General features: G+C 59.0%; 17 protein-coding genes, 1 riboswitch and 1 other annotated feature. Of the genes, 4 read left to right on the top strand and 13 right to left on the bottom strand.

Annotated elements, in window-relative coordinates; translation table 11 throughout:
* Positions 1-30: 30 nt before the first annotated feature.
* The 7 genes from AC3YUO_RS05810 to AC3YUO_RS05780 all read right to left on the bottom strand — a co-directional run bounded on the left by AC3YUO_RS05810 (position 31) and on the right by AC3YUO_RS05780 (position 7,430).
* A complete protein-coding gene (locus AC3YUO_RS05810; protein WP_489962088.1) occupies positions 31-1,074 on the bottom strand; it encodes an ABC transporter substrate-binding protein in 1,044 nt (347 codons plus the stop codon).
* A gap of 112 nt (positions 1,075-1,186) precedes the next feature.
* Positions 1,187-1,429, bottom strand: a binding site (T-box leader).
* Between the two features lie 115 nt (positions 1,430-1,544).
* Entirely contained in the window at positions 1,545-2,183 is a 639-nt protein-coding gene (locus AC3YUO_RS05805; RefSeq protein ID WP_489962087.1) for a hypothetical protein, read from the bottom strand.
* Between the two features lie 358 nt (positions 2,184-2,541).
* Positions 2,542-3,744 carry an elongation factor Tu gene (gene tuf, locus AC3YUO_RS05800; protein ID WP_489962086.1) on the bottom strand — a complete coding sequence of 401 codons (1,203 nt, stop codon included), beginning with the start codon at positions 3,742-3,744 and terminating at the stop codon, positions 2,542-2,544.
* Positions 3,745-3,859: 115 nt separating this feature from the next.
* Positions 3,860-5,965 carry an elongation factor G gene (fusA, locus tag AC3YUO_RS05795; RefSeq protein ID WP_489962085.1) on the bottom strand — a complete coding sequence of 702 codons (2,106 nt, stop codon included), beginning with the start codon at positions 5,963-5,965 and terminating at the stop codon, positions 3,860-3,862.
* Positions 5,966-5,983: 18 nt separating this feature from the next.
* Entirely contained in the window at positions 5,984-6,454 is a 471-nt protein-coding gene (gene rpsG, locus AC3YUO_RS05790) for a 30S ribosomal protein S7 (protein WP_118641347.1), read from the bottom strand.
* Positions 6,455-6,653: 199 nt separating this feature from the next.
* Positions 6,654-7,076 carry a 30S ribosomal protein S12 gene (gene rpsL, locus AC3YUO_RS05785; RefSeq protein ID WP_118641346.1) on the bottom strand — a complete coding sequence of 141 codons (423 nt, stop codon included), beginning with the start codon at positions 7,074-7,076 and terminating at the stop codon, positions 6,654-6,656.
* Between the two features lie 111 nt (positions 7,077-7,187).
* A complete protein-coding gene (locus AC3YUO_RS05780) occupies positions 7,188-7,430 on the bottom strand; it encodes a ribosomal L7Ae/L30e/S12e/Gadd45 family protein (protein WP_489962084.1) in 243 nt (80 codons plus the stop codon).
* 275 nt (positions 7,431-7,705) lie between these two features.
* Between AC3YUO_RS05780 and AC3YUO_RS05775 the strand changes: the two genes are divergently transcribed.
* Together AC3YUO_RS05775 and AC3YUO_RS05770 are read left to right on the top strand one after the other, a co-directional pair.
* Positions 7,706-8,950 carry a serpin family protein gene (locus AC3YUO_RS05775; protein ID WP_489962083.1) on the top strand — a complete coding sequence of 415 codons (1,245 nt, stop codon included), beginning with the start codon at positions 7,706-7,708 and terminating at the stop codon, positions 8,948-8,950.
* A 95-nt stretch (positions 8,951-9,045) separates the two neighbouring features.
* A complete protein-coding gene (locus AC3YUO_RS05770) occupies positions 9,046-9,231 on the top strand; it encodes a ferredoxin (RefSeq protein WP_489962082.1) in 186 nt (61 codons plus the stop codon).
* A gap of 68 nt (positions 9,232-9,299) precedes the next feature.
* Here the strand turns inward: AC3YUO_RS05770 and rpoC are convergent, their stop codons facing one another.
* Together rpoC and rpoB are read right to left on the bottom strand one after the other, a co-directional pair.
* The gene (rpoC, locus tag AC3YUO_RS05765) at positions 9,300-12,980 is read right to left on the bottom strand and encodes a DNA-directed RNA polymerase subunit beta' (protein WP_489962081.1); all 3,681 of its coding nucleotides are present in this window, start codon (positions 12,978-12,980) and stop codon (positions 9,300-9,302) included.
* Between the two features lie 21 nt (positions 12,981-13,001).
* Complete coding sequence (gene rpoB, locus AC3YUO_RS05760) at positions 13,002-16,850, bottom strand: DNA-directed RNA polymerase subunit beta (RefSeq protein ID WP_489962080.1); 3,849 nt, start codon at positions 16,848-16,850, stop codon at positions 13,002-13,004.
* 477 nt (positions 16,851-17,327) lie between these two features.
* Here rpoB and AC3YUO_RS05755 point away from each other — a divergent pair, with 477 nt between their 5' ends.
* Together AC3YUO_RS05755 and AC3YUO_RS05750 are read left to right on the top strand one after the other, a co-directional pair.
* Positions 17,328-17,618, top strand: coding sequence for a hypothetical protein (locus tag AC3YUO_RS05755; protein WP_489962079.1), 291 nt, complete (start codon positions 17,328-17,330; stop codon positions 17,616-17,618).
* A gap of 76 nt (positions 17,619-17,694) precedes the next feature.
* Entirely contained in the window at positions 17,695-18,630 is a 936-nt protein-coding gene (locus AC3YUO_RS05750) for a C40 family peptidase (RefSeq protein WP_489962078.1), read from the top strand.
* Positions 18,631-18,679: 49 nt separating this feature from the next.
* Here AC3YUO_RS05750 and AC3YUO_RS05745 read toward each other — a convergent pair whose 3' ends face one another.
* The 4 genes from AC3YUO_RS05745 to AC3YUO_RS05730 form a co-directional block, all read right to left on the bottom strand.
* Complete coding sequence (locus tag AC3YUO_RS05745) at positions 18,680-20,098, bottom strand: MATE family efflux transporter (protein WP_489962077.1); 1,419 nt, start codon at positions 20,096-20,098, stop codon at positions 18,680-18,682.
* A gap of 71 nt (positions 20,099-20,169) precedes the next feature.
* On the bottom strand, positions 20,170-21,498 hold the full coding sequence (locus AC3YUO_RS05740) for a sodium-dependent transporter (RefSeq protein WP_489962076.1): 1,329 nt from the start codon (positions 21,496-21,498) through the stop codon (positions 20,170-20,172).
* Between the two features lie 201 nt (positions 21,499-21,699).
* Positions 21,700-23,073, bottom strand: a complete 1,374-nt coding sequence (gene rlmD / locus AC3YUO_RS05735; RefSeq protein WP_489962075.1) for a 23S rRNA (uracil(1939)-C(5))-methyltransferase RlmD — start codon at positions 23,071-23,073, stop codon at positions 21,700-21,702.
* Between the two features lie 115 nt (positions 23,074-23,188).
* The gene (locus AC3YUO_RS05730) at positions 23,189-24,595 is read right to left on the bottom strand and encodes an alanine/glycine:cation symporter family protein (protein WP_489962074.1); all 1,407 of its coding nucleotides are present in this window, start codon (positions 24,593-24,595) and stop codon (positions 23,189-23,191) included.
* A 117-nt stretch (positions 24,596-24,712) separates the two neighbouring features.
* A riboswitch (glycine riboswitch) is annotated at positions 24,713-24,808 on the bottom strand.
* Positions 24,809-24,850: the final 42 nt, after the last annotated feature.

Here is a 24,850-nt window from a genome sequence, read left to right as displayed (position 1 = left end):
TGGCTGTAATACCGGTCTGTTGCTTCCGGGTTAGTCCTCAGTCGTCTGGACCTCCACAAGCTGGGCGCCCATATCAGCAAACATGGAGTAGTCGGCCCCCAGTGCGGCGGCGGTCTCGGTGTTCACGGTGATAATGTCGCCGGAGACGGTGATATAGTCGGGGAACTCGCCGGTCTGGAGCACCTGGAGCGCCAGGTCAGCGGTCTGGGTACCCAGGTCGGTGTAGTTGACACCACAAGTGGCGAAGGCACCGTTGCGGACGAAGGAGTCGGCGCCGGCGTAGTGGGGAATGCCCGCCTGGGCCAGAGTGGGGGCAATGGCCAGCTCGGCGGCCTGGACCACATTGTCGGTGGGGGTAAACACCGCGTCTACCTGGCCCACCAGAGAGCTGACGGCGGCGATAATCTCATCAGAGGTGTTGCCGGTCTTTTCAACATAGGAGATGTTCTTGCTGTCCAGGTAAGCCTTGGCGTCCTCAATGGCAGGGGCGCTGTTCAGTTCTGAAGTGGAGTACAGAAGGCCAACGGTCTTCACGTCGGGGTTCTGGGCCAGCATCATATCCAGAACGAGCTCCACGTTCAGGGCATCGCTGGTGCCGGTGACATAGGGGATTCCGGTGAGCTTGGCTACCTCGGGGTAGCTGACGGTACCGTAGATTACAGGGGTCTGGGTCTGCTGAGCGGAGACGGCCATCTGCTGGGCTGCCAGGGTGCCGATAGGGATGATAGCGTCATAACCGCCGGCAATAATCTCCGCGCCAATCTGCTGGAGAGCAGACGTTTCATTGTTGCCGCTGAAGTCCCGGTATTCGATGCTCACGCCCAGCTCTTCCGCCTTGGCGTCCAGCTCTGCGGTAATGGCGTCCCGAATCTCATTCATGGAAGGATGATCCAGCTGGCGAACCACGGCAATCTTATACCCCTCGCCGCTGCCGGAGGAGTTCTCCGAACCGGTAGTACCGGAAGAGGACGTCCCGGAGGACGTGGTTCCGCTGGAGCAGGCAGCCAATGCCAGGGCCATGGCAAGGGACAGGGTCAGCGCCGTGAGCTTCTTTACGATGTTGTGCTTTTTCATGAGAAATACCTCCATTTGTTGGCCTTTCGGCCGAAATTTGTTTGGGTGGGTGATGGAGGGGCCGGTGCCGGCGGCCTTGGCTTCGGAGTATAAAAAAACGCCCCTGTCCCCCACATGGGACAAGAGCCTAACTCCTGCGATACCACCCAAATTGACGTAAATACGTCCGCTCGCTTCACGCGCCATCACGCGTGCCCGATGGATAACGGGTGGGTCCCCGTCGGCATCTACTTGGTTGCCCGTTCAAGCCGCCCTCAAAAGTCCATTCACTCAGCCGCTCCCCGCCCTGATTCCACCACCCAGGGCTCTCTGAAGGTTTGCTGCACCGGCTACTAATCTTCTTCATAGGTTTTTGGGATTTACTTGTTGGTGTTATTATATGCATCCCATTCCCACTTGTCAACCCCTTTTTTCACATCCTACAAAAAGGGAGCAGCGGAACTCCGCTGCTCCCTGACCATGCACCAGCATTACGCCTGCTCGTGATCCACAGAGAATACCATCTGCTCCAAGGCCCTCGCAGCCTGTCCCAGGTATCCTATATAGTCGATTGCGGCCACAATACCCAGAATACCAATCACCACCGCAAAAACCAGAAGGGCAATGGTTGCGGTACCAAATCCCACTGGCACAGGGATAAAAATCAGGATTACACTGATCAGCTCTGACAGAACATATAGCTTCCACACTCTCTGGCCCCGCCGCAGGACAGCCTCCTGCTCCATGCCGTCCAACAGGCACCGCGTGCCCTGGAGCACCAGCCAGAGGACCACCAGCACCCCCAGATTCCGGATTACATCCACTGTCTCAGCCAGGAATCCCTCCTTGCCCAGCATATTGTAAACAATCCCCAAGATAAGTAAAACAATTTCAATCAGGAACGCCTTTTGATACTCCGGACGGACCCGGCCCATTCCATACAGTCCTACCAAATACATGATGCTGCCTACCACCATGGCAACCACGCCGATGAGCATAAAGACCACCATCGTACCTATGCCTCCCTGCATAAGTGCAAACGGGTCGTTCAATGCAAGGACCAGGGAGAGAATTGCATTTACCAAAATCGCTGCCAGAGAAATCAGAACCACAATGTTGCCTTTTTGCATCAGTCGGAGCTTCTGTGCGGAAAGCATCGCCGTTTCACGATCTAGTGACATACTCATCCCAACCTTTCGTCCTTTATAATTTTATGGTAACATTCTTAATCTATTCTGCCAATTCTGCTCATCAGAATGTTCAGTTTCATTCAAAAATTTGCTCCTCGCAACAAGCTGTCTCCCATTTTTCTTTCCGGTCCACCGCCAAAAGCTCTTTCAGTTTATTCAATTAAACCTTTAGTCTGTCTTAAGTTTATCATAATAAACCTATACTGTCAAGGAAAATACGAATAGTCCAGAGAAAACTGTAATGAAAAAAGAGCGGGCTTCCAAGGAAGCCCGCTCTTTGAGAGACGGTAACGTAAAATTACTCGTTGATCTCGATGACAACGCCGGAACCCACGGTACGGCCACCCTCACGGATAGCGAAACGCAGGCCCTTCTCAATGGCGATGGGGGTGATCAGCTCAACGTCCATGTCGACGTTATCGCCGGGCATGCACATCTCAGTGCCCTCGGGCAGGGAGATGATGCCGGTCACGTCGGTGGTACGGAAGTAGAACTGAGGACGATAGTTGTTGAAGAAGGGAGTGTGACGGCCGCCCTCTTCCTTGGTCAGCACGTACACCTGGCCCTTGAACTTGGTGTGGGGGTGAATGGAGCCGGGCTTGCACAGAACCTGGCCGCGCTCCACGTCGGTCTTGGCAATACCACGGAGCAGAGCACCGATGTTGTCGCCAGCCTCAGCGAAGTCCAGGGTCTTGCGGAACATCTCCAGACCGGTCACGACGGTGGACTTCTTCTCGTCGGACAGACCAACGATCTCCACGGTCTCACCAGTCTTAACCATACCACGCTCCACACGGCCGGTAGCCACGGTGCCACGGCCGGAGATGGTGAACACGTCCTCGACGGGCATCAGGAAGGGCAGGTCGTCGTTACGGGCGGGAGTGGGGATATAGTTGTCAACAGCGTCCATCAGCTCCTTGATGCAAGCAAACTCGGGAGCGTTGGGATCGTTGGACTCGGACACCAGGGCGTTCAGAGCGGAACCCTTGATGATGGGGATGTCGTCGCCGGGGAACTCGTAGTTGGACAGGGTCTCACGAACCTCCATCTCAACCAGCTCCAGCAGCTCCTCGTCGTCAACCTGATCGCACTTGTTCAGGAAGACAACGATGGCGGGCACGCCCACCTGACGGGCCAGCAGGATGTGCTCCTTGGTCTGAGCCATGGGGCCGTCGGTAGCAGCGATAACCAGGATGGCGCCGTCCATCTGAGCAGCACCGGTGATCATGTTCTTGATATAGTCGGCGTGGCCCGGGCAGTCAACGTGGGCATAGTGACGGGCAGCGGTCTCGTACTCAACGTGAGCGGTGTTGATGGTGATGCCGCGCTCGCGCTCCTCGGGAGCCTTGTCGATGGAGCTGTAATCGGTGTAGTCAGCACCGCCCTGCATAGCCAGGTACTTGGTGATGGCAGCAGTCAGAGTGGTCTTGCCGTGGTCGACGTGACCGATGGTGCCGATGTTAACATGGGGCTTAGTACGCTCGAATTTTGCCTTAGCCATTGGGATTTCCTCCTTATATTACAATTGTAATCCATATTTGCCGGGCTGCGTCGTATCAGGGACATTTTATCCTATTCCTGATGGAATTGCAACCCTATTTTTCCCGCAGGGAGTCTTACTCCTGGCTGCGGCCGCGCTGGGCAATGATCTTCTCAGCAATGCTCTTGGGAATCTCCACATAGCTGTGGGGCTCCATGGAGTACTGGCCGCGGCCCTGGGTGCTGGAACGCAGGTCGGTGGCATAGCCAAACATGTTGGCCAGAGGCACCAGCGCGTCGATCTGAGTGGCACCAGGACGGCTCTCCTGGCCCTGGATCTGTCCGCGGCGGCTGTTCAGATCGCCGATGACGTTGCCAAGGTACTCGTCGGGAGCAATGACAGACACCTTCATCATGGGCTCCAGCAGGACGGGATCCGCCTTGCGCATAGCCTCCTTGAAGGCCATGGAACCGGCAATCTTAAAGGCCATCTCAGAGGAGTCAACCTCGTGGTAGGAACCGAAGGTCAGATGGACCTTCACGTCCACAACGGGGTAGCCAGCCAGAACACCGGCCTGCATGGCACCCTGAATACCAGCGTCAACAGCAGGAATATATTCCTTGGGAATGACACCGCCGGTGATCTCGTTGAGGAACTCGTAGCCCTTGCCGGACTCGTTGGGCTCAACGGTGATGCGGACGTGGCCGTACTGGCCCTTACCGCCGGACTGACGGGCATACTTGGTATCCTGCTCGACGGACTTCTTAATGGTCTCCTTGTAGGCGACCTGGGGAGCGCCCACGTTGGCCTCCACCTTGTACTCACGGAGCAGACGGTCCACGATGATCTCCAGGTGCAGCTCGCCCATGCCGGCGATGATGGTCTGACCAGTCTCCTCATCGGTGTAGGTCTTGAAGGTCGGGTCCTCCTCAGCCAGCTTCATCAGGGCGATGCCCATCTTCTCCTGGCCGGCCTTGGTCTTGGGCTCAATGGCCACGCGGATTACGGGCTCGGGGAAGTCCATGGACTCCAGAATGATGGGATGCTTCTCATCACACAGAGTATCACCGGTGGTGGTGTTCTTCAGGCCGATGACGGCACAGATATCACCGGAATAGCAGCACTCGATGTCCTCGCGGTGGTTGGCGTGCATCTGCAGAATACGGCCGATGCGCTCCTTCTGTCTCTTGGTGGAGTTGAGCACGGAAGTGCCGGTGTTCAGAACACCGGAATACACACGCACGAAGGACAGACGGCCCACGAAGGGGTCGGTGGCAATCTTGAAGGCCAGAGCGGAGAAGGGGCCCTCATCCTCAGAGTGACGCTCCTCCTCTTCCTCGGTATCGGGATTTACACCCTTGATGGCGGGAATATCAATGGGAGAGGGCATATAGTCCACGATGGCATCCAGCAGCTTCTGCACACCCTTGTTCTTGTAAGAGGTGCCGCAGGTCACGGGAACCATCAGGTTCTCGATGGTAGCCTTACGGATGGCGCGGCGGATCATATCCTGGGGAACTTCCTGCTCCTCCAGAACCAGCATCATGATCTCCTCGTCGATGTCAGCGCAGGCGTCCAGCAGCTTAGTGCGGTACTCCTGAGCCAGCTCCATCATGTCCTCGGGAATCGCTTCCACGCGCATGTCCTTGCCCAAGTCATCGTAGTAGATGTCCGCGTCCATCTCCACCAGGTCGATAATACCCTTGAAGGTCTCTTCCTTGCCGATGGGCAGCTGGATGGGCACCGCATTACACTTCAGACGGTCATGGATCATGTTCAGAACATTGTAGAAGTCAGCACCCATGATGTCCATCTTATTGACGTAAATCATGCGGGGGACCTTGTAGTCATCAGCCTGACGCCAGACGGTCTCGGACTGGGGCTCCACGCCGCCCTTGGCGCACATGACGGTCACAGAGCCGTCCAGCACGCGCAGGGAACGCTGGACCTCAACGGTGAAGTCCACGTGGCCCGGAGTGTCGATGATGTTCAGACGGGTCTGGGGGAACTGATTCTTAGTTCCCTTCCAGTAACAGGTGGTAGCAGCGGAGGTGATGGTGATACCACGCTCCTGCTCCTGAGCCATCCAGTCCATGGTGGCGGTACCCTCGTGGGTCTCGCCGATCTTGTAGTTGACGCCGGTATAATAGAGGATACGCTCGGTAGTGGTGGTCTTACCCGCGTCGATGTGGGCCATGATACCAATGTTGCGCGTATTCTCCAAAGAAACTTTTCTTGCCATACTTCGTCTCCTTTTGGATTACCAGCGGTAGTGAGCGAAGGCCTTGTTGGACTCAGCCATCTTATGGGTATCCTCGCGCTTCTTCACGGCGGAACCGGTGTTGTTGGCGGCGTCCATAATCTCGCCGGCCAGACGCTCCTTCATGGTCTTCTCACCGCGGCTGCGGGCATAAGTGGTCAGCCAGCGCAGACCCAGGGTCTGACGCCGCTCGGGGCGAACCTCGATAGGCACCTGATAGGTGGCGCCGCCCACACGGCGGGCCTTAACCTCCAGGGAGGGCATGATGTTCTCAAGAGCCTGGGTGTAAACCTCCATGGGCTCCTTGCCGGTCTTCTCCTTGATGATGTCAAAGGCGCCGTAGACAACCTTCTGCGCCACGCCCTTCTTGCCATCCAGCATGATGCTGTTGGTGAGCTTGGTAACCAGGACGGAGTTGTAAAGCGGATCGGGCAGAACCTCCCGCTTGGGTACATTTCCTCTTCTGGGCACTTTGCTTCCCTCCTTCTTATAAAATTAGAAATCATAGGTACTCGAAGCAACTGCTTGCTCCGTGTAATGCCTGTCCGAGGTTTACCCATATATATATGGAATAAACGCTCGGCAAGGCGGGGCTGCCTTGCGCAAACGCACAATGCAATTCAGGGTTCAGACGTTTTGTCTGAGTGCCGGGAGAAATAATTTGGAAAAATTACTTCTTGCCAGCCTTGGGCCGCTTGGCGCCGTACTTGGAACGAGCCTGCATACGGCCGTTGACGCCCTGGGTATCCAGAGTGCCGCGGATGATGTGGTAACGAACGCCGGGCAGGTCCTTAACACGGCCGCCACGAATCATGACCACAGAGTGCTCCTGCAGGTTGTGTCCAACACCGGGAATGTAGGCGGTGACCTCATAGCCGTTGGTCAGACGAACACGGGCGATCTTACGCAGAGCGGAGTTCGGCTTCTTAGGAGTGGAAGTACGAACGGCGGTGCACACACCTCTCTTCTGGGGAGAGGGCAGATCGGTGTTCTTGTTCTTCAGGGTGTTCAGACCGTGCTGGAGGGCGGGAGAGGTGGACTTGTAGGTCACCTGCTGACGACCTTTGCGGACCAGCTGATTAAAAGTAGGCATGGTTTTCCTCCTTTCCGAAAAGCTGCCCCAGGTGGGGCATGATATATATTTTAACAGAATCAGGCGTACCTTATTCTGCTAAAACCAAATTTGGGAAACGAATGGGGGCGCTTATCCCACCAGAGCGGCCACTGCGCTGCCCACGGCGATCCCGCAGGCCGCACCCAGCTCCTTCATGGAGGGAACCTCCTCCACGGCCACCGCTGCCTCCTGGGCCAGCCGGGCCAGGGGTTCGGTCACACGGGGGTCGGCGTCGGCAGCCAGGAAGACTTTCGTCGCGCGGCCGTCGCCAAGGGCACGTTTGGTTTGCTTCGCCCCAACTACTTTGCTGGACGTGTTCAGTTCTGAAAGCATTTCGGTGCCCTCCTCTCCCCGGTTCCGGGGTGTTTCATCGGGTAAAAGGACAGACTTGCCCCTACCACCGCAATTTGGAATTATATCATTTTGTCAAGCCCTCGTCAAGCATGAATCACTCAGAAATCCACAAAGTTTTCCACGTTCTCCTCTCCCCTTTCCACAAAAACAGAAAATCCGAACGGCGCGCAACCGGACACCCGTCTTTGCGTCTGGATGAGTAGAGACGCACCCCTTGATGTTGCTCCACGCTTTATATAAAGGAGGACTGCTTTATGAAACGTATGCTTGCGCTGCTGCTTTGTGTCTGTCTGTCCCTTCTTCCCGGCTGCACCGCCGCCTCCGCAGCCAAAGAGCTCACCGCCCAGAAGGTCTATGCCGTCAACTATGACGGCCCGCCGGAGCTAGCCGAGAACGTGGACACCGCTCTGTCCACCTTTGGACTGGAGCTGCTTCGGAACGCCCGGGAGGCTCAGGAAGGAAGTGTTCTCCTCTCTCCCCTGTCTGTGGCTCTGGCCCTGTCCATGGCGGCCAATGGGTCGGAGGGCGAAACGCTGGCCCAGTTTGAGGCCCTGCTTTCCGGCGGGAGCGGTCTGGATGTGCTCAACGCCCGGTGCGCCCAACTGATGGAAGAATACCAAAGCCTGGACGGTTCCACCCAGTGCTCCATCGCCAACAGCATCTGGGTGGACCCGGATGGGCAGATCCGGGAGAACTTCATCGGCAAATGCGCCGGCATCTTCGATGCCCAAGTGTTCCAGGGAGATCTTTCCGCCCCCGGGATTGTGAGGGATCTCAACGGCTGGGTGTCGAAACACACCAATAAAATGATCCCAACCATCATCTCGGAGCCCTTTTCGGAGAACACCGCCTCACTGCTGGTCAACGCCCTGTACCTGAAAAATACCTGGGCCAGCAAATTTGACCCCAACAACACTTATGCGCGTGAGTTCACTCACACAGGTGGCGACACGAAATCCATGGATTTTCTGAACAAAGGCTCCTGCACTCTCCCCTACCTTCAGGGTGACGGGGTGCAGGGCGTGGTGCTGCCCTACGACGACGGTCGCTTGGGCTTCTTTGCCCTCCTCCCCGATGGAGATCTGGACAGTTGGCTGGCCGGATTGGAAGGACGCGAACTGTCTGAACTTCTGGCCAGGCGGGAGGATACGCGGTTTCTCTGTCTGGCTCTGCCTAAGTTCGAGGCGGAGTGGAAGGGGGAATTGAAGGATATTCTGTCTGCTCTGGGTCTGGAGGATGCCTTTGCTACAGGGGTGGCCGACTTCTCTCGGCTGGGGGACAATCCGGAGGGCTACTACCTCTCCCAGGTCATCCACGCGGCCAAGATCAAAGTCAATGAGAAGGGCACCGAGGCTGCCGCCGCCACAGTGGCAGCCGGCAGCGGTGAGTCCAGCGCTCCGCTTGAGGAGGGCATCACCCTGGTGTTTGATCGGCCCTTCCTCTACGGCATTGTGGACCTGGAGACGGGTATTCCCTTGTTTCTGGGTACGTTTGAATAAATGGTGTCCGAGCCGCTGCGAACAACTCAGGAAAGCGTATAAATTGGCCAAAAGGGACCATGCTACCTCCATCCATAGAAGGAGGAGAAGCGTTCATGACCATTCATGTCAATGAGGCCTGCGTGGGCTGCGGCCTGTGCACCAGCATGTGTCCCGGAGTCTTTACCATGACCGACGAGGGGGTGGCCGCCGCCCGGGACGAAATTTTTCCCGAGCAGGAGGCCCAGGCCCGGGAGGCGGCGGAAAGCTGCCCGGCCAGCGCCATTGAACTTACCTCTTAACCGTACAAAAAAGACGGCCGTCCCGATGGGACGGCCGTTTTTTATTCAGATGGTTGAAGGGGATTTCCTTACAGAGGAGCATCCTCCGTGGAAGCCTGGGCAGGAGTATCCAGCTCAATGGTGCCGGTCTCCAGGAAGAGATCGTCCTCCTCCACACTCTCCTCAGGCTCAGCCAGGGCATCGGCCACAATGGCTCCGCCCTCATTGGCAGTGGGCATATTGCCCTCGTCATCGATGGGGTCCTCCTTGCGGTACTGAGCCAGGCCGGAACCGGCGGGGATCAGCTTACCGATGATGACGTTCTCCTTCAGGCCCAGCAGGTGGTCCACCTTACCCTTGATGGCCGCCTCGGTAAGCACCTTGGTGGTCTCCTGGAAGGAGGCGGCGGACAGGAAGGACTCGGTGGCCAGAGAGGCCTTGGTGATACCCATGAGCAGGCGAGTGCAGGTGGGCAGGCGCAGGTCCTCGCCCATCTCGTTCTTCTCCCCGGCGTCGATGCGGGCCTTCACGGCCTCCTCGGCGTCCAGGAACTCCACGATGTCGATGGTGGAACCGGACAGCAGGTCGGAATCGCCAGCGTCCTCCACACGGACCTTCCGCATCATCTGGCGGACAATAACCTCGATGTGCTTATCGTTGGTGTCAACGCCCTGCTGACGGTACACCTTCTGCACCTCGCGGATGAGGTAGTTGTGACAGTCGGACAGGCCGCGGATGCGTAAAACCTCGTGGGGAGACAGGGCGCCCTCGGTGAGCTCAAGGCCCTTGGGCACGATGTCGCCGTCCTTCACCTTGATACCAGCGGAGTAAGGCAGGGCGTAGGTCACGACCTCGCCGTCGTCGGCGGTGATGGTCAGGTTGCACATGACGTTGCGCTTGGTCTCCTCGATGGTCACGCGGCCGCCAATCTCAGCCAGCTGGGCCATCTTCTTGGGCTTGCGGGCCTCGAACAATTCCTCAACTCGGGGAAGACCCTGGGTGATATCGCCGCCGGCTACGCCGCCGGTGTGGAAGGTACGCATGGTCAGCTGGGTACCAGGCTCGCCGATGGACTGAGCGGCGATAATACCAACCGCCTCGCCCATGCCAACGGGCTCGCCGATGGCCAGGTTAATGCCGTAGCACTTGGCGCACACGCCGCTGCGGGCGCGGCAGGTAAGGACGGAGCGGATCTTGACGGAGTGGATGCCGTGCTCCTCCAGGACCGCCGCGTCATCCTTGCGCAGCATGGTATCCCGGGTGAAGAGCAGCTCGCCGGTGGCGGGATCCACAATGTCCTCGGCAGGATAGCGGCCGTGGACACGCTCGGCGAAGGTCTCGATGACCTGGCCGTACTCCTCGATCTCGCTGACCTCGATGCCGTCGGTGGTGCCGCAGTCGTCCTCGCGGATGATAACCTCCTGGGACACGTCCACCAGACGACGAGTCAGGTAACCAGAGTCGGCGGTACGCAGAGCGGTATCGGCCATGCCCTTTCGAGCGCCTCTGGAGGAGATGAAGTACTCCAATACGGAAAGGCCTTCACGGAAGTTGGCCTTGATGGGGATTTCGATGGTACGGCCGGCGGTATCGGCCATCAGGCCACGCATACCGGCCAGCTGACGGATCTGAGCCATAGAACCACGGGCGCCGGAGTCGGCCATCATGAAGATGGGGTTGTAGCGGTCCATGGAGGCCTGGAGGGCCTGGGTCACGTCGGCAGTGGTCTTCTCCCAGGCGGCCACGGTGAGGCGGTAGCGCTCGTCGTTGGTGATAAGACCGCGGCGGTACTGCCGGTCGATCTTCACGATCTCCTTCTCGGTCTCGGCAATGAGCTCATACTTCTTCTGGGGGACGGTCATGTCCGCAATGGCTACGGTCAGAGATCCCACGGTGGAGTAGTGATAGCCCAGGTCCTTGATGGCGTCCAGAACGCCGGCGGAGACGGTGAAGCCGTGCTTGGTGATGCACTTGTCGATAATCTTGCCCAGCTGCTTCTTGCCAACCACGAAGTTGATCTCGGGCTCGAACATGTTCTCGGGGTTGCTGCGGTCCACAAAGCCCAGGTCCTGGGGCACGGCCTCGTTGTAGATGAGGCGGCCCACGGTGGTCTCCACCAGCTTGTGGCGCATCTCACCGTCGATCTCCCGGTACATACGCACCTTGATGGGAGAGTGGAGGGTAACCACGCCGGCGTCGTAGGCCAGCATGGCCTCGTCCTTGTCGGCGAAGATGTGGCCGGTGCCCTCCTCGTCCCGGGTGTAGGTCAGGTAGTAGGATCCCAGCACCATGTCCTGAGTGGGGATGGTGACGGGGCCGCCGTCCTGAGGACGGAGCAGGTTGTTGGCGGAGAGCATCAGGATGCGGGCCTCGGTCTGAGCCTCGGCGGACAGGGGAACGTGAACGGCCATCTGGTCGCCGTCGAAGTCGGCGTTAAAGGCGGTACACACCAGGGGGTGCAGCTTGATGGCGCGGCCCTCCACCAGCACGGGCTCGAAGGCCTGGATGCCCAGACGGTGCAGCGTAGGTGCACGGTTCAGCATGACGGGGTGGTCCTTGATGACGAACTCCAGAGCGTCCCAAACGGCGCCCTCGCCCTTCTCCACCATCTTCTTGGCGGCCTTGATGTTGTTGGCCAGGCCGTCGTCCACCAGCTTCTTCATGACGAAGGGGCGGAACAGCTCGATAGCCATCTCCTTGGGCAGGCCGCACTGATAGATCTTCAGGCTGGGGCCGACCACGATAACGGAACGGCCGGAGTAGTCGACACGCTTGCCCAGCAGGTTCTGACGGAAACGGCCCTGCTTACCCTTCAGCATGTCGGACAGAGACTTCAGGGCGCGGTTGTTGGCGCCGGTGACGGCGCGGCCGCGGCGGCCGTTGTCGATGAGGGCATCCACTGCCTCCTGGAGCATGCGCTTCTCATTGCGGACAATGATGTCAGGGGCGTTGAGCTGGATGAGCCGCTTCAGGCGGTTATTGCGGTTGATGACCCGGCGATAGAGGTCGTTCAGGTCGGAGGAGGCGTAACGGCCGCCGTCCAGGGGAACCATGGGCCGGATCTCGGGGGGAATGACAGGCAGGACGTCGATGATCATCCACTCAGGCTTGTTGCCGGAGAGACGGAAGGCGTCCACAACCTCCAGACGCTTGACGATGCGGGCCTTCTTCTGGCCGGAGGCGTCCTTCAGCTCGGCACGCAGCTGGACGGAGAGTTCCTCCAGGTCGATCTGCTGCAGCAGCTTCTTCACGGCCTCTGCGCCCATGCCGGCATCAAAATCGTCCTCATACTTCTCCCGCATATCCCGGTATTCCTTCTCGGAGAGAATCTGGTTCTTGGACAGGGGGGAGAAACCGGGATCAATGACAATATAGGCGGCGAAGTACAGCACCTTCTCCAGGATACGGGGGCTGATGTCCAGCAACAGACCCATCCGGGAGGGAATGCCCTTGAAATACCAGATGTGGGAGACAGGGGCGGCCAGCTCAATGTGGCCCATGCGCTCACGGCGGACCTTGGCCTTGGTGATCTCCACGCCGCAGCGGTCGCAGATCTTGCCCTTGTAGCGGATCTTCTTATACTTGCCGCAGTTACACTCCCAGTCCTTGGTGGGGCCAAAAATCTTCTCGCAGAACAGTCCGTCCTTCTCCGGCTTCAGGGTGCGGTAGTTGATGGTCTCAGGGCGCTTGACCTCGCCGTAGGACCACTCACGGATCTGCTCGGGGGAGGCGATGCCAATGCGGATGGCGTCAAATTCAGCGTAACTCATGTTTCAATCTCCTCCCGTTCCTTAAAATTCCTCGTCGGAGAACAGGCCCTCGTCGGAACCCTCCTCCTCGCTGTCAGCGGCTTCCAGGGTCAGATCGTCGTCGTCGCTGTCACCCTTGAAGGTGAAGCCGCCGGCGGAGGCGAAGTCGGCGTCCTTCTGGTAGCCGAAGTCGTCGTCCCGATCATAGTAGTCGTCCCGGACAGGCTGGTAGTTATCCTCGTCGTCGTCCTTGAGCTCAATCTCGTTGCCGTCAGCATCCAGTACCCGCATATCGAGACACAGGGACTGCAGCTCCTTGATCAGAACCTTGAAGGACTCGGGCACGCCGGGCTTGGGCACGTTCATACCCTTGACAATGGCCTCGTAGGTCTTCACACGGCCGGTGACGTCGTCGGACTTGACGGTCAGAATTTCCTGCAGGGTGTAGGCGGCACCGTAAGCCTCCAGAGCCCACACCTCCATCTCGCCGAAGCGCTGGCCGCCGAACTGGGCCTTGCCGCCCAGAGGCTGCTGGGTGACCAGGGAGTAGGGGCCGGTGGCACGGGCGTGAATCTTATCGTCCACCAGGTGGTGCAGCTTCAGGAAGTAGACGTAGCCCACGGTGACCGGGTTATCAAAGCGCCGGCCGGTACGGCCGTCATAGAGCCAGTTCTTGCCGTCCACCAGGCGTAGCTTACCGGCCTTCTGCCAGATGCGCACCTGCTCGGCGTTGGCCATCTCCTCGGCGGTGAGCTCCCGCATGCCGTCGCCCTCCTCGTCAGCCAGGTAGAGCTGCTTGCCGATGAGGGGCTCGTCGTAGCCCACCTCGCGGGCCAGGCCAGCCATTTTCAGGCACTCCTGGATGTCCGCCTCGGTGGCGCCGTTGAAGATGGGGGTGGCGACCTTCCAGCCCAGGGTCTTGGCGGCATAGCCCAGATGGACCTCCAGCACCTGACCGATGTTCATACGGGAAGGCACGCCCAGGGGATTCAGCACGATGTCCAGGGGAGTGCCGTCGGGCAGGAAGGGCATATCCTCCTGGGGCAGAATACGGGACACAACACCCTTGTTACCGTGACGGCCGGCCATCTTGTCGCCCACGGAGATCTTACGCTTCTGGGCGATGTAGACACGGACCACCTGGTTGACGCCGGGGGACAGCTCGTCGCCGTTCTCGCGGGTGAAGATCTTCACGTCCACCACGATACCGGCCTCGCCGTGGGGCACCTTCAGGGAGGTGTCACGGACCTCACGTGCCTTCTCGCCGAAGATGGCCCGCAGCAGCTTCTCCTCCGCGGTGGCCTCGGCCTCGCCCTTGGGGGTAACCTTACCCACCAGATAGTCGCCGGCCCGGATCTCCGCGCCCACGCGGATGATGCCGTGCTCGTCCAGGTCCTTCAGGGCGTCCTCGCCCACGTTGGGGATATCACGGGTGATGGTCTCGGGACCCAGCTTGGTGTCGCGGGCCTCGGTCTCATACTCCTCGATGTGGATAGAGGTGAACACATCGTCCTTCACCATGCGCTCGTTGAGCAGGATGGCGTCCTCGTAGTTGTAACCTTCCCAGGTCATGAAGCCCATGAGAATGTTCCGGCCCAGGGCGATCTCGCCGTGGTCGGTGGAGGGGCCGTCGGCCAGCACGTCGTGGTACTCCACCCGCTGGCCGGCGTCCACGATGGGCCGCTGGTTGATACAGGTGGTGTGGTTGGAGCGCAGGTACTTGGTCAGGCGGTACTCCTTGGTCTGACCGTTGTCGTAGGCCACGGTGATGTACCGGGCGGACACGCGGGTGACGGTACCGGGGCCCTCCGCCAGGATGGCCACCTCGGAGTCGATGCAGTTCTTGTGCTCCTGGCCGGTGGCCACAATGGGGGCCTCGGGCCGCAGCAGAGGCACGGCCTGCCGCTGCATGTTGGCGCCCATCAGGGCGCGGTTGGCGTCGTCGTTCTGGAGGAAGGGGATCATGGCGGTAGCCACGGACACCATCATCTTGGGCGACACGTCCACGTAGTCCACCTGGTGCTTATCCACGGAGATGGTCTCGTTGCGGTGGCGGCAGGTGATACGCTCGTTGATAAAGCAGCCGTTCTCGTCCAGAGGCTCGGTGGCCTGGCCGACGGTGTACTCGTCCTCCACATCGGCGGTCATATACTCGATCTCGTCGGTGACGCGGCCGCTCTCCTTATCCACCTTGCGGTAGGGGGCCTCGATGAAGCCGAAGCGGTTGATGCGGGCGTAGGAGGCCAGGTAGGAAATCAGGCCGATGTTGGGACCTTCGGGGGTCTCAATGGGACACAGACGGCCGTAGTGGGAGTAGTGAACATCACGGACGTCGAAAGAGGCGCGGTCACGGGACAGACCGCCGGGGCCCAGAGCGGACAGACGGCGCTTGTGGGTCAGCTCGGCCAGAGGGTTGGTCTGGTCCATGAACTGGCTCAGGGGGCTGCTGCCGAAGAACTCCTTGATGGCGGCGGTAACCGGCCGGATATTAATGAGGGACTGAGGGGTGACCACATCCAGGTCCTGGGTGGTCATACGCTCCCGGATGACGCGCTCCATGCGGCTGAAGCCGATGCGGAACTGGTTCTGAATCAGCTCGCCCACGCAGCGCAGGCGGCGGTTGCCCAGATGGTCGATGTCATCGGGAGTGCCGGCGCCGTGAGCCAGGCAGTTGAGGTAGTTGATGGAGGCCATGATGTCCTCCACGGTGATGTGCTTGGGAATGAGGTCATCCAGGTGCTCCCGGATGGCGTCCTTCAGGTCCTCGCCGGAGAACTGATCCAGCAGCTGGCACAGAGCGGGGAAGAACACCATCTCGTCCACGCCAACCTCGGCGGGATCGAAGTCCACGAAGTCCTCCAGGTGGACCATGTTGTTGGAGAACACCTTGACCAGCTTGCCGTCCATGTCCAGAACGGCCTCGTTCACGCCGCGGTTGTCCAGCTCCTTGGCGCGCTCACGGGTGAGCACCTCACCGGCATCGGCAATGATCTCGCCGGTGCGGGGATCGGCCACGGGCATGGCCAGCTTGTGGCCGGACAGACGGGTCCACAGGGCCATCTTCTTGTTGAACTTGTAGCGGCCCACGGCGGACAGGTCATAGCGCCGGGGATCAAAGAAGGTGGCGGAGAGCAGGCTCTCGGCGGAGTCCAGCGTGGGGGGCTCGCCGGGACGCAGCTTGCGGTAGATCTCCAGCATGGCCTCCTCATAGGTCTTGCAGGCATCCTTCTCCAGCGTGGCCTTGATGCGCTCGTCCTCGCCGAACAGCTCGATGATCTCCGCGTCCGTCTTGACGCCCAGAGCGCGGATGAGGCAGGTGATGGGCAACTTGCGGTTCTTATCGATGCGGACATAGAAAATGTCGCTGAGATCGGTCTCGTACTCCAGCCAGGCGCCCCGGTAAGGAATCACCGTGGTGGTGAAGGTCAGGTTGTCGGCCTTGTCCGCGGTGCGGGTGTAGTACATACCGGGGGAACGGACGATCTGGGAGACAATGACACGCTCAGCACCATTGATAACAAAGGTACCGGCCTGGGTCATGATGGGGAAGTCCCCCATGAAAATCTCCTGCTCGTTGATCTGATTGTTCTGGGTGTTGCGCAGGTGAACCTTCACCTTGATGGGGGCGGCATAGGTGGCGTCCCGGGCCTTACACTCCTCCACGTCGTACTTGGGGGGCTCGTCCATGGAGTAGTCCACGAAGCTCAGCTCCAGGTTACCGGCGTAGTCGGTAATGGCACCCACGTCCTTGAACACTTCCCGCAGGCCGGTGTCCAGGAACCACTGATAGGAGGTCTTCTGCACCTCCAACAGGTTGGGCATCTCCAGGATCTCCTGGTACCGGGCAAAGCTCTTGCGCAGGGTCTTGCCGTATTGCACGTCCTTAACCATTCTAAAAAATCAACTCGCTTTCTTTTGACTCAACGGTTGGTTCTCACGGGTTTCTGCCCCGGATGCAGGGAAAAACGGTTGTTTCGCCGTCATTATGCACAATTTCGACCCCGCACCGCTTTTCCGCGCACCCGGATGCGTTGTTTGTTTCCAGCCCCTCTCCCTTGTCTTTTCTCCCGCTGTGTGGTACACTACGGTCAGAGCATGGGGAACCAGGCTCTCTTTATTTTGGGATATAGAAGCATTTTATTGTACCATGAAGGAAGCAAGGCTGTCAAGCCCTGCTTCCTTTTTTTGTTTCTTTTCCTCCCCTTTCCCACATCGGTCCGCGTCTCACTTCTCTTCCAGCTTTTGCCACGTTTTTTGACATTTTCTTTTTTGGCCGCAATTTTCCTGAAAAAAGCCCGGGAAAGGATTTGACAGACGGTAACAAATATGTTACAATTCGGTTACAAGTTTTAATTCAGGAGGATTTTCATGGAACAGCACTCCATTCCTCTTTCCTATAAGGGCCATCCCCTGCGTCGGAAAGACAATTTAATCTATTACGGAACCATGGCAGAAAAGTATATCATCATGCTTCAGATTCTCTCCACCAAAAATGTGGATGGTCTGGAGATGGCGGACCGGGTATCCGTCCAGCTTCAGCTCACTGACCCCGACCTGAAAAGCCGGGACCGCGTGGTCAAAAAGAGCGAAAAGGACAGCCTGTACGCCGCCATGGACGTGGCCAGCGTATGGCTGGAGCGGGCGCTGAACACCAAGTAAGCAGCCCGCCTGATTTTTGCTTTTCCGTTCCTATCCGCTTACAATTACAGAAATAGAACATAGGAGGACATCAGCCATGCACTTCAGAAACCAAGTTGCCGTTCGACTCACCGCCGGCCTTCTGCTGGTCAGCACCTGCGTCGTTCCCGCATTGGCCGTTACCGGCACCGTCAATACCGGCAGCAGTACGTTGCGTGTCCGCTCCGAGGCCAACACCAGCAGCACTGTGCTGGATAAGCTCTCCAACGGCACCAAGGTTGATGTCATCTCCACCACCAATGGCTGGTACAAAATCAGCTATGAGGATCTCACCGGCTACGTCTCCAGCGACTACCTGATTCTGGATGACGCCCAGGACGCCGTCTCCGCCGTCTCCGCCAGCTCCCCCGCTGACGCCGTGGCTGCGCAGTCCACCCCTCAGCCCATGGCTGAGACCACCTACGGCAAGGTGACCGCCAGCTCCCTCAACGTTCGCTCCGAGCCCAACACCGACAGCGCCAAGGTGGGCAGCCTGAAGTCCGGCAAGATCGTGCAGATTCTGGGTCAGACCCAGAGCGGCTGGTATCAAATTGAGAACGGCTACATCAGCGCCGAGTACGTGGTTCTGGTGGACGCCGCCGAGGCTCAGAAGTCCAGCAAGGGCCAGGAGATTGCCGACTACGCGCTGCAGTTCGTGGGTTATCCCTACGTGTACGGCGGCAGCTCCCCCAGCGGGTTTGACTGCTCCGGCTTCACCAGCTATGTCTACCGCCAGTTCGGCTACTCCCTCAACCGCTCCGCTGCCAGCCAGCTGAGCAACGGCACCCCCGTTTCCATGAACGAGCTGCAGCCCGGCGACCTGGTCCTCTTCAAGAAGTCCGGCACCGGCAGCAAGGCCGCTTCCCACGTGGGCATCTACATCGGCAACAACCAGTTCGTGCATGCCTCCACCTCCACCGTTGGCGTGATCGTCAGCAGCCTGAGCGAGGCCTACTACACCACCGGTTTTGTGGGCGGCCGCCGCATCGTGTAAGTGAACTTGATTACATAAAAAATCCCGGACCTTTCGGTCCGGGATTTTTTCATGCCGTTTTTGATTCCACCGGAGGATGGCGTCCTTCCGACTTTCTCAGGTAATCGCTTCCCTGCACTCTGGCGTAGGCCCGTTTCCTTACCACGAAGAAGAAAATAATATGTACCGCACCGGTAATGGTCCAGGTAACCGGATAAGAGAGGTACAGCGTCGCCGGCGTACGATAGAGCGGGAATATGGTGGCCACCCATACAAGACGCAGGCCGCAGACGCCCACCAGAGAAACAATCATGGGAATCACCGAATAGCCAATGCCGCGGAGCATACCCACTGTTACATCCATGATGCCGCACAGGAAATAGGGGCAGCAGATCAGCTGCATTCGGACCAGAGCCTGTGCTATGACGTCCGGCTCTCCCGGCGCATATATGCTGGCCAGCGGCTGGCCGAAGAAGTAGGCCAGATTACCCAGCACCAGGCCGGTCACCACCGAGAAGGTTTCACACCAGAGCATTACCCGGTCCACCCGGTGACACTTGCCGGCACCGTAGTTCTGCCCGGTAAAGGTCATGGCCGTCTGGTAGAAGGAGTTCATACCGGCGTACACAAAGCCCTCGATATTAGCGGAGGCCGAGGAGCCGGCCACAATCACCGAATCGTTAAAGGAATTCAGCGAGGACTGGATCACCACGTTGGACAGGGCAAACACCACACCCTGGAAGCCGGCAGGCAGACCCACCTGCAGGATGCGCTTGACGACGCTCCACTCCATCCGCAGCTTTTTCAGCTCCAGACGCAGCGCGCCCTCCTCCTTCATGAGGCAGCGTATTACCAGCGCCGCAGAGATATACTGCGCGGTGATGGTGGCCAGCGCCACGCCGGCCACGCCCAGGCCGAACACGATAACCAGCACCAGGTTCAAAATGACATTGACCACGCCGGCTGCCGTGAGGTAATACAGAGGACGCTGGGTGTCTCCCTGAGCTCTCAGAATGGCCGCGCTGAAGTTATAGAGAAGGTTCGCGGGCATGCCCAGGAAGTAGATGCGCAGATAAACGGTGGCCAGGTCAATGACATCTGTGGGCGATGACATCCATATCAGCAGCTGTCGGGCCATGACCACACCGAAGACCAGCATGACCACACCACTGACCAAGGAAAGGGCTACAGAGGTGTGGATGCTCCGGCTGACGTTGTCATGCCGTCCGGCGCCCAAATCCCGGGCCACCACCACATTGGTACCTACGGACAAGCCTACAAACAGGTTGACCATCAGGTTGATGAGCGAGGTGTTGGAGCCCACGGCTGCCAACGCCTCCTTGCCCACAAACTGTCCCACCACCACCACATCTGCCGCATTGAACAGCAGCTGCAGAATGCTGGAGGCCATCAGAGGCAGAGCAAACAACAGGATCTTACTCCACAGAGGTCCGTTGCACATGTCGATTTGATACTGCCGTTTCTGCACGTTAAAACACCGCCCCTTCCCATTTTTCTTTTCCCGTCTCCACAGTCCGGGTACAGCTTACCTCTGTCCGCTCAGCCAATTCCGCCATACGCGATGCCAAGCACCACCACCAGGATGGTCAGAGGCACATAGATATAGCGGCCTACCACGCCGAAAATCTCCGAAACCGGCTTCTCCCGGCCAAGCTGCAGCTCCTGCTTCAGCTTGGGCCAGCCCAGAACATAGTAAATAGAGATGGCACCCAGCACCGCGCCGATGGGCACCACGTCGATGGTAATAAAGTCCATCCACTTGCCCACCCGGGCCTCGCTCTCCATAAACAGGCCCACGCCCAGAGTCAGCGCGGAGCAGATCAGCACCGCCGCCTTGCGGCTGAGCTTGAAGTAGCGCTGCCAGCTCTCGGTCACGGCCTCGAACATGTTGATGAGGGAGGTGATGCCCGCAAAGAAGACCGACACAAAGAAGAATACTGCAAACAGCTGGCCCATGGGCATCTTCTGGAACACCGTGGGCACCGTGATAAACATCAGAGAGGGGCCGCTGGCCACATCCAGGCCGTAGGCAAACACCGCGGGCATAATGGCCAGGGCGGACAGCAGCGCCGCCATGGTATCAAAGAGGGCCGTACGCAGAGACGCCTTGGGAATATCTGCCTTCTTGTCCAGATAGGCACCGTACACAATCATGCCGGAACCGGTGATGGACAGTGAGAAGAATGCCTGTCCCATGGCCATGACCCAGGTGTCCCGCTCCAGCAGCTTGGACCAGTCAGGGACGAAGAGGAAGCGGTAGCCCTCCCCCGCGCCGGGCTGCATGGCAACCCAAATGGCCAGAGCCAGGAACAGAACGTAGAAGAGAGGCATGAGCACCCGGCTCACCCGCTCGATACCCGTAGTCACTCCGAACAGCAGCACCAGGCAGGCCACGACTACCACCACGGTGTGCCACAGGGGGTTGCCGAAGTCCACGGCAGCCTGCTGGAAGAATTCCGCAGGCTGGGCGGTCATCAGGGTACCGGTGAGGGAGCCGAACAGGCTGTTGAGCACCCAGCCCATAATGACCGCGTAGCCAATGGCGATGCCCAGAGAGCCCATCAGGGGAATCCAGCCCAGAACCTTGCCCAGGGTCCCCTTCTCCCGGGTGCGGAAACAATACTCATAAGCACCGATGGTACCCGTCCCCGCCAGACGTCCGATGCCGAACTCGGCGGACAGGCCCACCCATCCAAACAGCAAAACAAAAATAAGGTACGGGATCAAAAAGGCGGCTCCTCCATACTGTCCCAAACGGTATGGAAACAGCCAAATATTTCCCAGTCCTACCGCAGATCCTACGCAGGCAATTACAAAACCCAATGAAGAACTGAACCCTCCATTGCGGTGGCCGTTATCTCCCGGCATATTGTCGCGCTCCTTTCCAAAACAAACAATACACTATGCTTCGCTCCCGCAAAGCATGCCGCCCAGTTTTTTCTCTCTCAGCGGTCCCCCCTCTCCTAGAAATAGCGACCGCAAAAAGGGCAGAGTTTATTATAACATTCTTACCTTTAAATACAAGCACAAACCCAGGATTTCCCCAGGGTATTTTCCTTATCCGCTCAATCAGTCCCGTCTGCTTTCCTGCCGTTCCAGCAGCACTACCGTCTCCACATGGGCGGTGCGGGGAAAGAGATCCACGCTCTGGGCCCTCCGGGCGTGATAGCCCAGCTCCTCCAGCCGCTTCACATCCCGGGCCAGGGTAGCCGGGTCACAGGAGACATAGACAATCCGCTCCGGCGCCATCCCGGCCAGGATAGCAGGCACCTCCGGACCCAATCCCTTCCGGGGCGGGTCCACACAGATGACGTCCGGCCGGATGCCCTCCTCCGCCAGGCGTGCAGCCACCGCCCCAGCGTCTCCGCAGAAAAACTCCGCGTTCTCCACGCCGCTGCGTGCAGCGTTGGCCCGGGCATCCTCCACCGCCTGGGGCACAATTTCCGCCCCAATCACCCGTCCCGCCCGTCGGGCCAGGCACAGGGAGATGGTTCCGATGCCGCAGTACAAATCCAGCACGGTCTCCCGGCCAGTGAGGCCGGCAAAATCCAGAGCAAGGCCGTAAAGCCGCTCCGTCTGGGCCCGGTTCACCTGGAAAAAGGAAGGAATGGACAGCCGGAAGGTATGTCCGCACAGCTCCTCCTCCAAATAGTCCTGCCCCCACAGCAGCTTATAGTCCGACCCAAGGATCACATTGGTATCCCGGGTGTTCACATTCAGCACCACGCCCATCAACTTGGGCTCGCAGGCCCGCAGAGCCTCCACCATCCGCTCCGCCCCGGGCAGGTCCGTCCCGTTGGCCACAATGCAGCACAGGGCCCCTCCCCTGTGGTTGGTGCGGACATAAAAATGACGCAGAAGGCCATTTCCCGTCCCCTCGTCATAGGCGGTCAGCCCCAGCTCCTCTGCTGCCCGGACAAAGGCCCGGCGCAGCCGGGTCACCGTCTCGGGCTGAAGGAGGCAGTCCTCCACGGGAAAGACCTGATGGCTTCTGGAGCGGTAGTAGCCCACCGCAACATTTCCCTCACGGGAGGGCGCAATGGGGAACTGCACCTTATTGCGGTAGCGCTCCGGCTCCTCTGCCCCCAGCACCGGAGGCAGCTCCAGGTGAACGCCGCCCACCCGTACCAGGGCATCCGCCACCCGCTGCCGCTTGGCCCGCAGCTCCTCGGCGTAGGTCATATGCCGGAACTGACAGCCTCCGCATTTCCCGAACAGGGGACAGTCGGTCTCCAGCCGCTCCGGCGAGGCCGACAGCAGCTCCACGCCCCGGCCCCAGGCCACCTTTTTATTTACCTTCTCCAGCCGCACCCGCCAGCGCTCCCCCGCGATGGTCCGGGGAACAAAGACCACCCGTCCCTCCAGACGGGCTACCCCCAGTCCTTCCGCGGTATAGCCGGTTATCTCCAGCGTGTGCACACTGTTTTTCTTCCAAGCCTCCATGTCTCTTCCTCACACTTTCGTTTCCTTGCCTTTATCATAGCATGCCCCGCCAGCCCCGTAAAGACAAAAAGCCCGGTCTCCTGACAAAGAGGCCGGGCTTTTGAAGGCGCCGCAGTTATTTCTTCACACCGACACCATGGGTGGAGGCGACCACCACACTGGTGAGGGCAAACAGGCCGATGGCGTTGGGAATCACCATGAGGTTATTGAACATATCGGTCATCTCCCACACCAGGTCGTTGGACATCAGAGTACCCAGGAAGATGAACACCAGGGCAATGGCGGAATAGACGGGCACAGACTTCTTGCCGAAGAGGTAAATCACATTGATCTTACCAAACAGGTTCCAGCTGAGAATGGTGGAGAAGGCGAAGAAGAACAGGCACACCGCCACAAACATAGCACCGGCGTTGGCCCCCATAACACTGCCGAAAGCAGTCTGGGCCAGATTGGTCTTGTTGAGCGTGGTGCTGGCTGCAGCGGCACCGCAGCCGGCCAGAGGTCCGTCGGTGGTATACAGGGTGGAGATAATCACCAGAGCATTGAGGGTCAGCACCACGAAGGTATCCATGAACACACCGATCATGGCTACCACTCCCTGGTCGTGGGGGTCGGTGACGTTGGCCTGAGCGTGAGCATGGGGGGTGGAGCCCATACCGGCCTCATTGGAGAAGAGGCCGCGCTTGGCGCCCTGGCTGATGGCCTCCTTCAGGGCGTAGCCAAAGCTGCCGCCGATGATGGCCTGGGGCTGGAAGGCATACTTGAAAATCATGGCGAAGGTTGCGGGGATATAGGAGGCCCGCATCACCAGCACCACCAGGCCGCCGGCCAGGAAGATGACGGCCATGACAGGAACCAGCTTCTCGGTGACGGCTGCCAGACGCTGCACGCCGCCCAGGAAAATGAAGCCGCAGATTACCACCAGCACGATACCCACAATCCAGGAGGGTACGCCGAAGGCGGTCTGGAAGGTGGATCCGATGGAGTTGGACTGCACCATGCAGCCCATGAAGCCCAGGGCCAGAATGATGGCTACGGCGAAGAAGCCGGCCAGGAACTTGCCGAAGGCACCCTTGAAGGCAGTGGTGATGTAGTAGACAGGGCCGCCGTGGTAGGAGCCGTCAGGGTCCTTGCGGCGGGTCTTGATGGCCAGGGTGGCCTCCGCGTAGATGGTGGCCATTCCGAAGAAGGCAATCACCCACATCCAGAAGATGGCACCGGGGCCGCCGGCCAAAATAGCGCCGGAGGAGCCTACAATATTGCCGGTACCCACCTGGGCGGCAATGGCGGTGGCCAGGGCCTGGAAGGAGCTCATACCGTGCTCCTGCTTTCCGCCCCGGAGGGACAGATTTCCGAAGACCTTCTTCATACCCTCGCCAAAGCAGCGCAGCTGCACAAAGTGGGTGCGGATGGAGTACCACAGGCCCACACCGATGAGCAGGAAGACCAGAATATAGTTGGATAAGTAGACGTTAATCGTGGATACAATGGGGTAAAGGACTGCTTCCAGATCTGCTAACATGATTGATTCTCCTCTCTCCTCAACAAAAAAATCGGACCACGGAGAATACTCCATGATCCGAAAAACGTGGCGACAAAACACCGCCCTTTCCGCGCATAGGCGCACTTAATCGGGCGTTTGTCATCCTCTGTCCTTTTGCCTGAGAGATTGGCGGCCTGTGAAAACCGCGTTGCACCTTCGGCACTCGAATCGAGCTTCTCCAGAGTTACATCCGCGTACAGTCCTCGTCCCGGTGGGGACACCTGAGAGTGTTAC

Source organism: Pseudoflavonifractor sp. HNCC25GI2 (assembly GCF_058136395.1).
The sequence above is the reverse complement of the archived record's forward strand: the minus strand, read 5'-3'. Positions and strand labels throughout refer to the sequence as shown.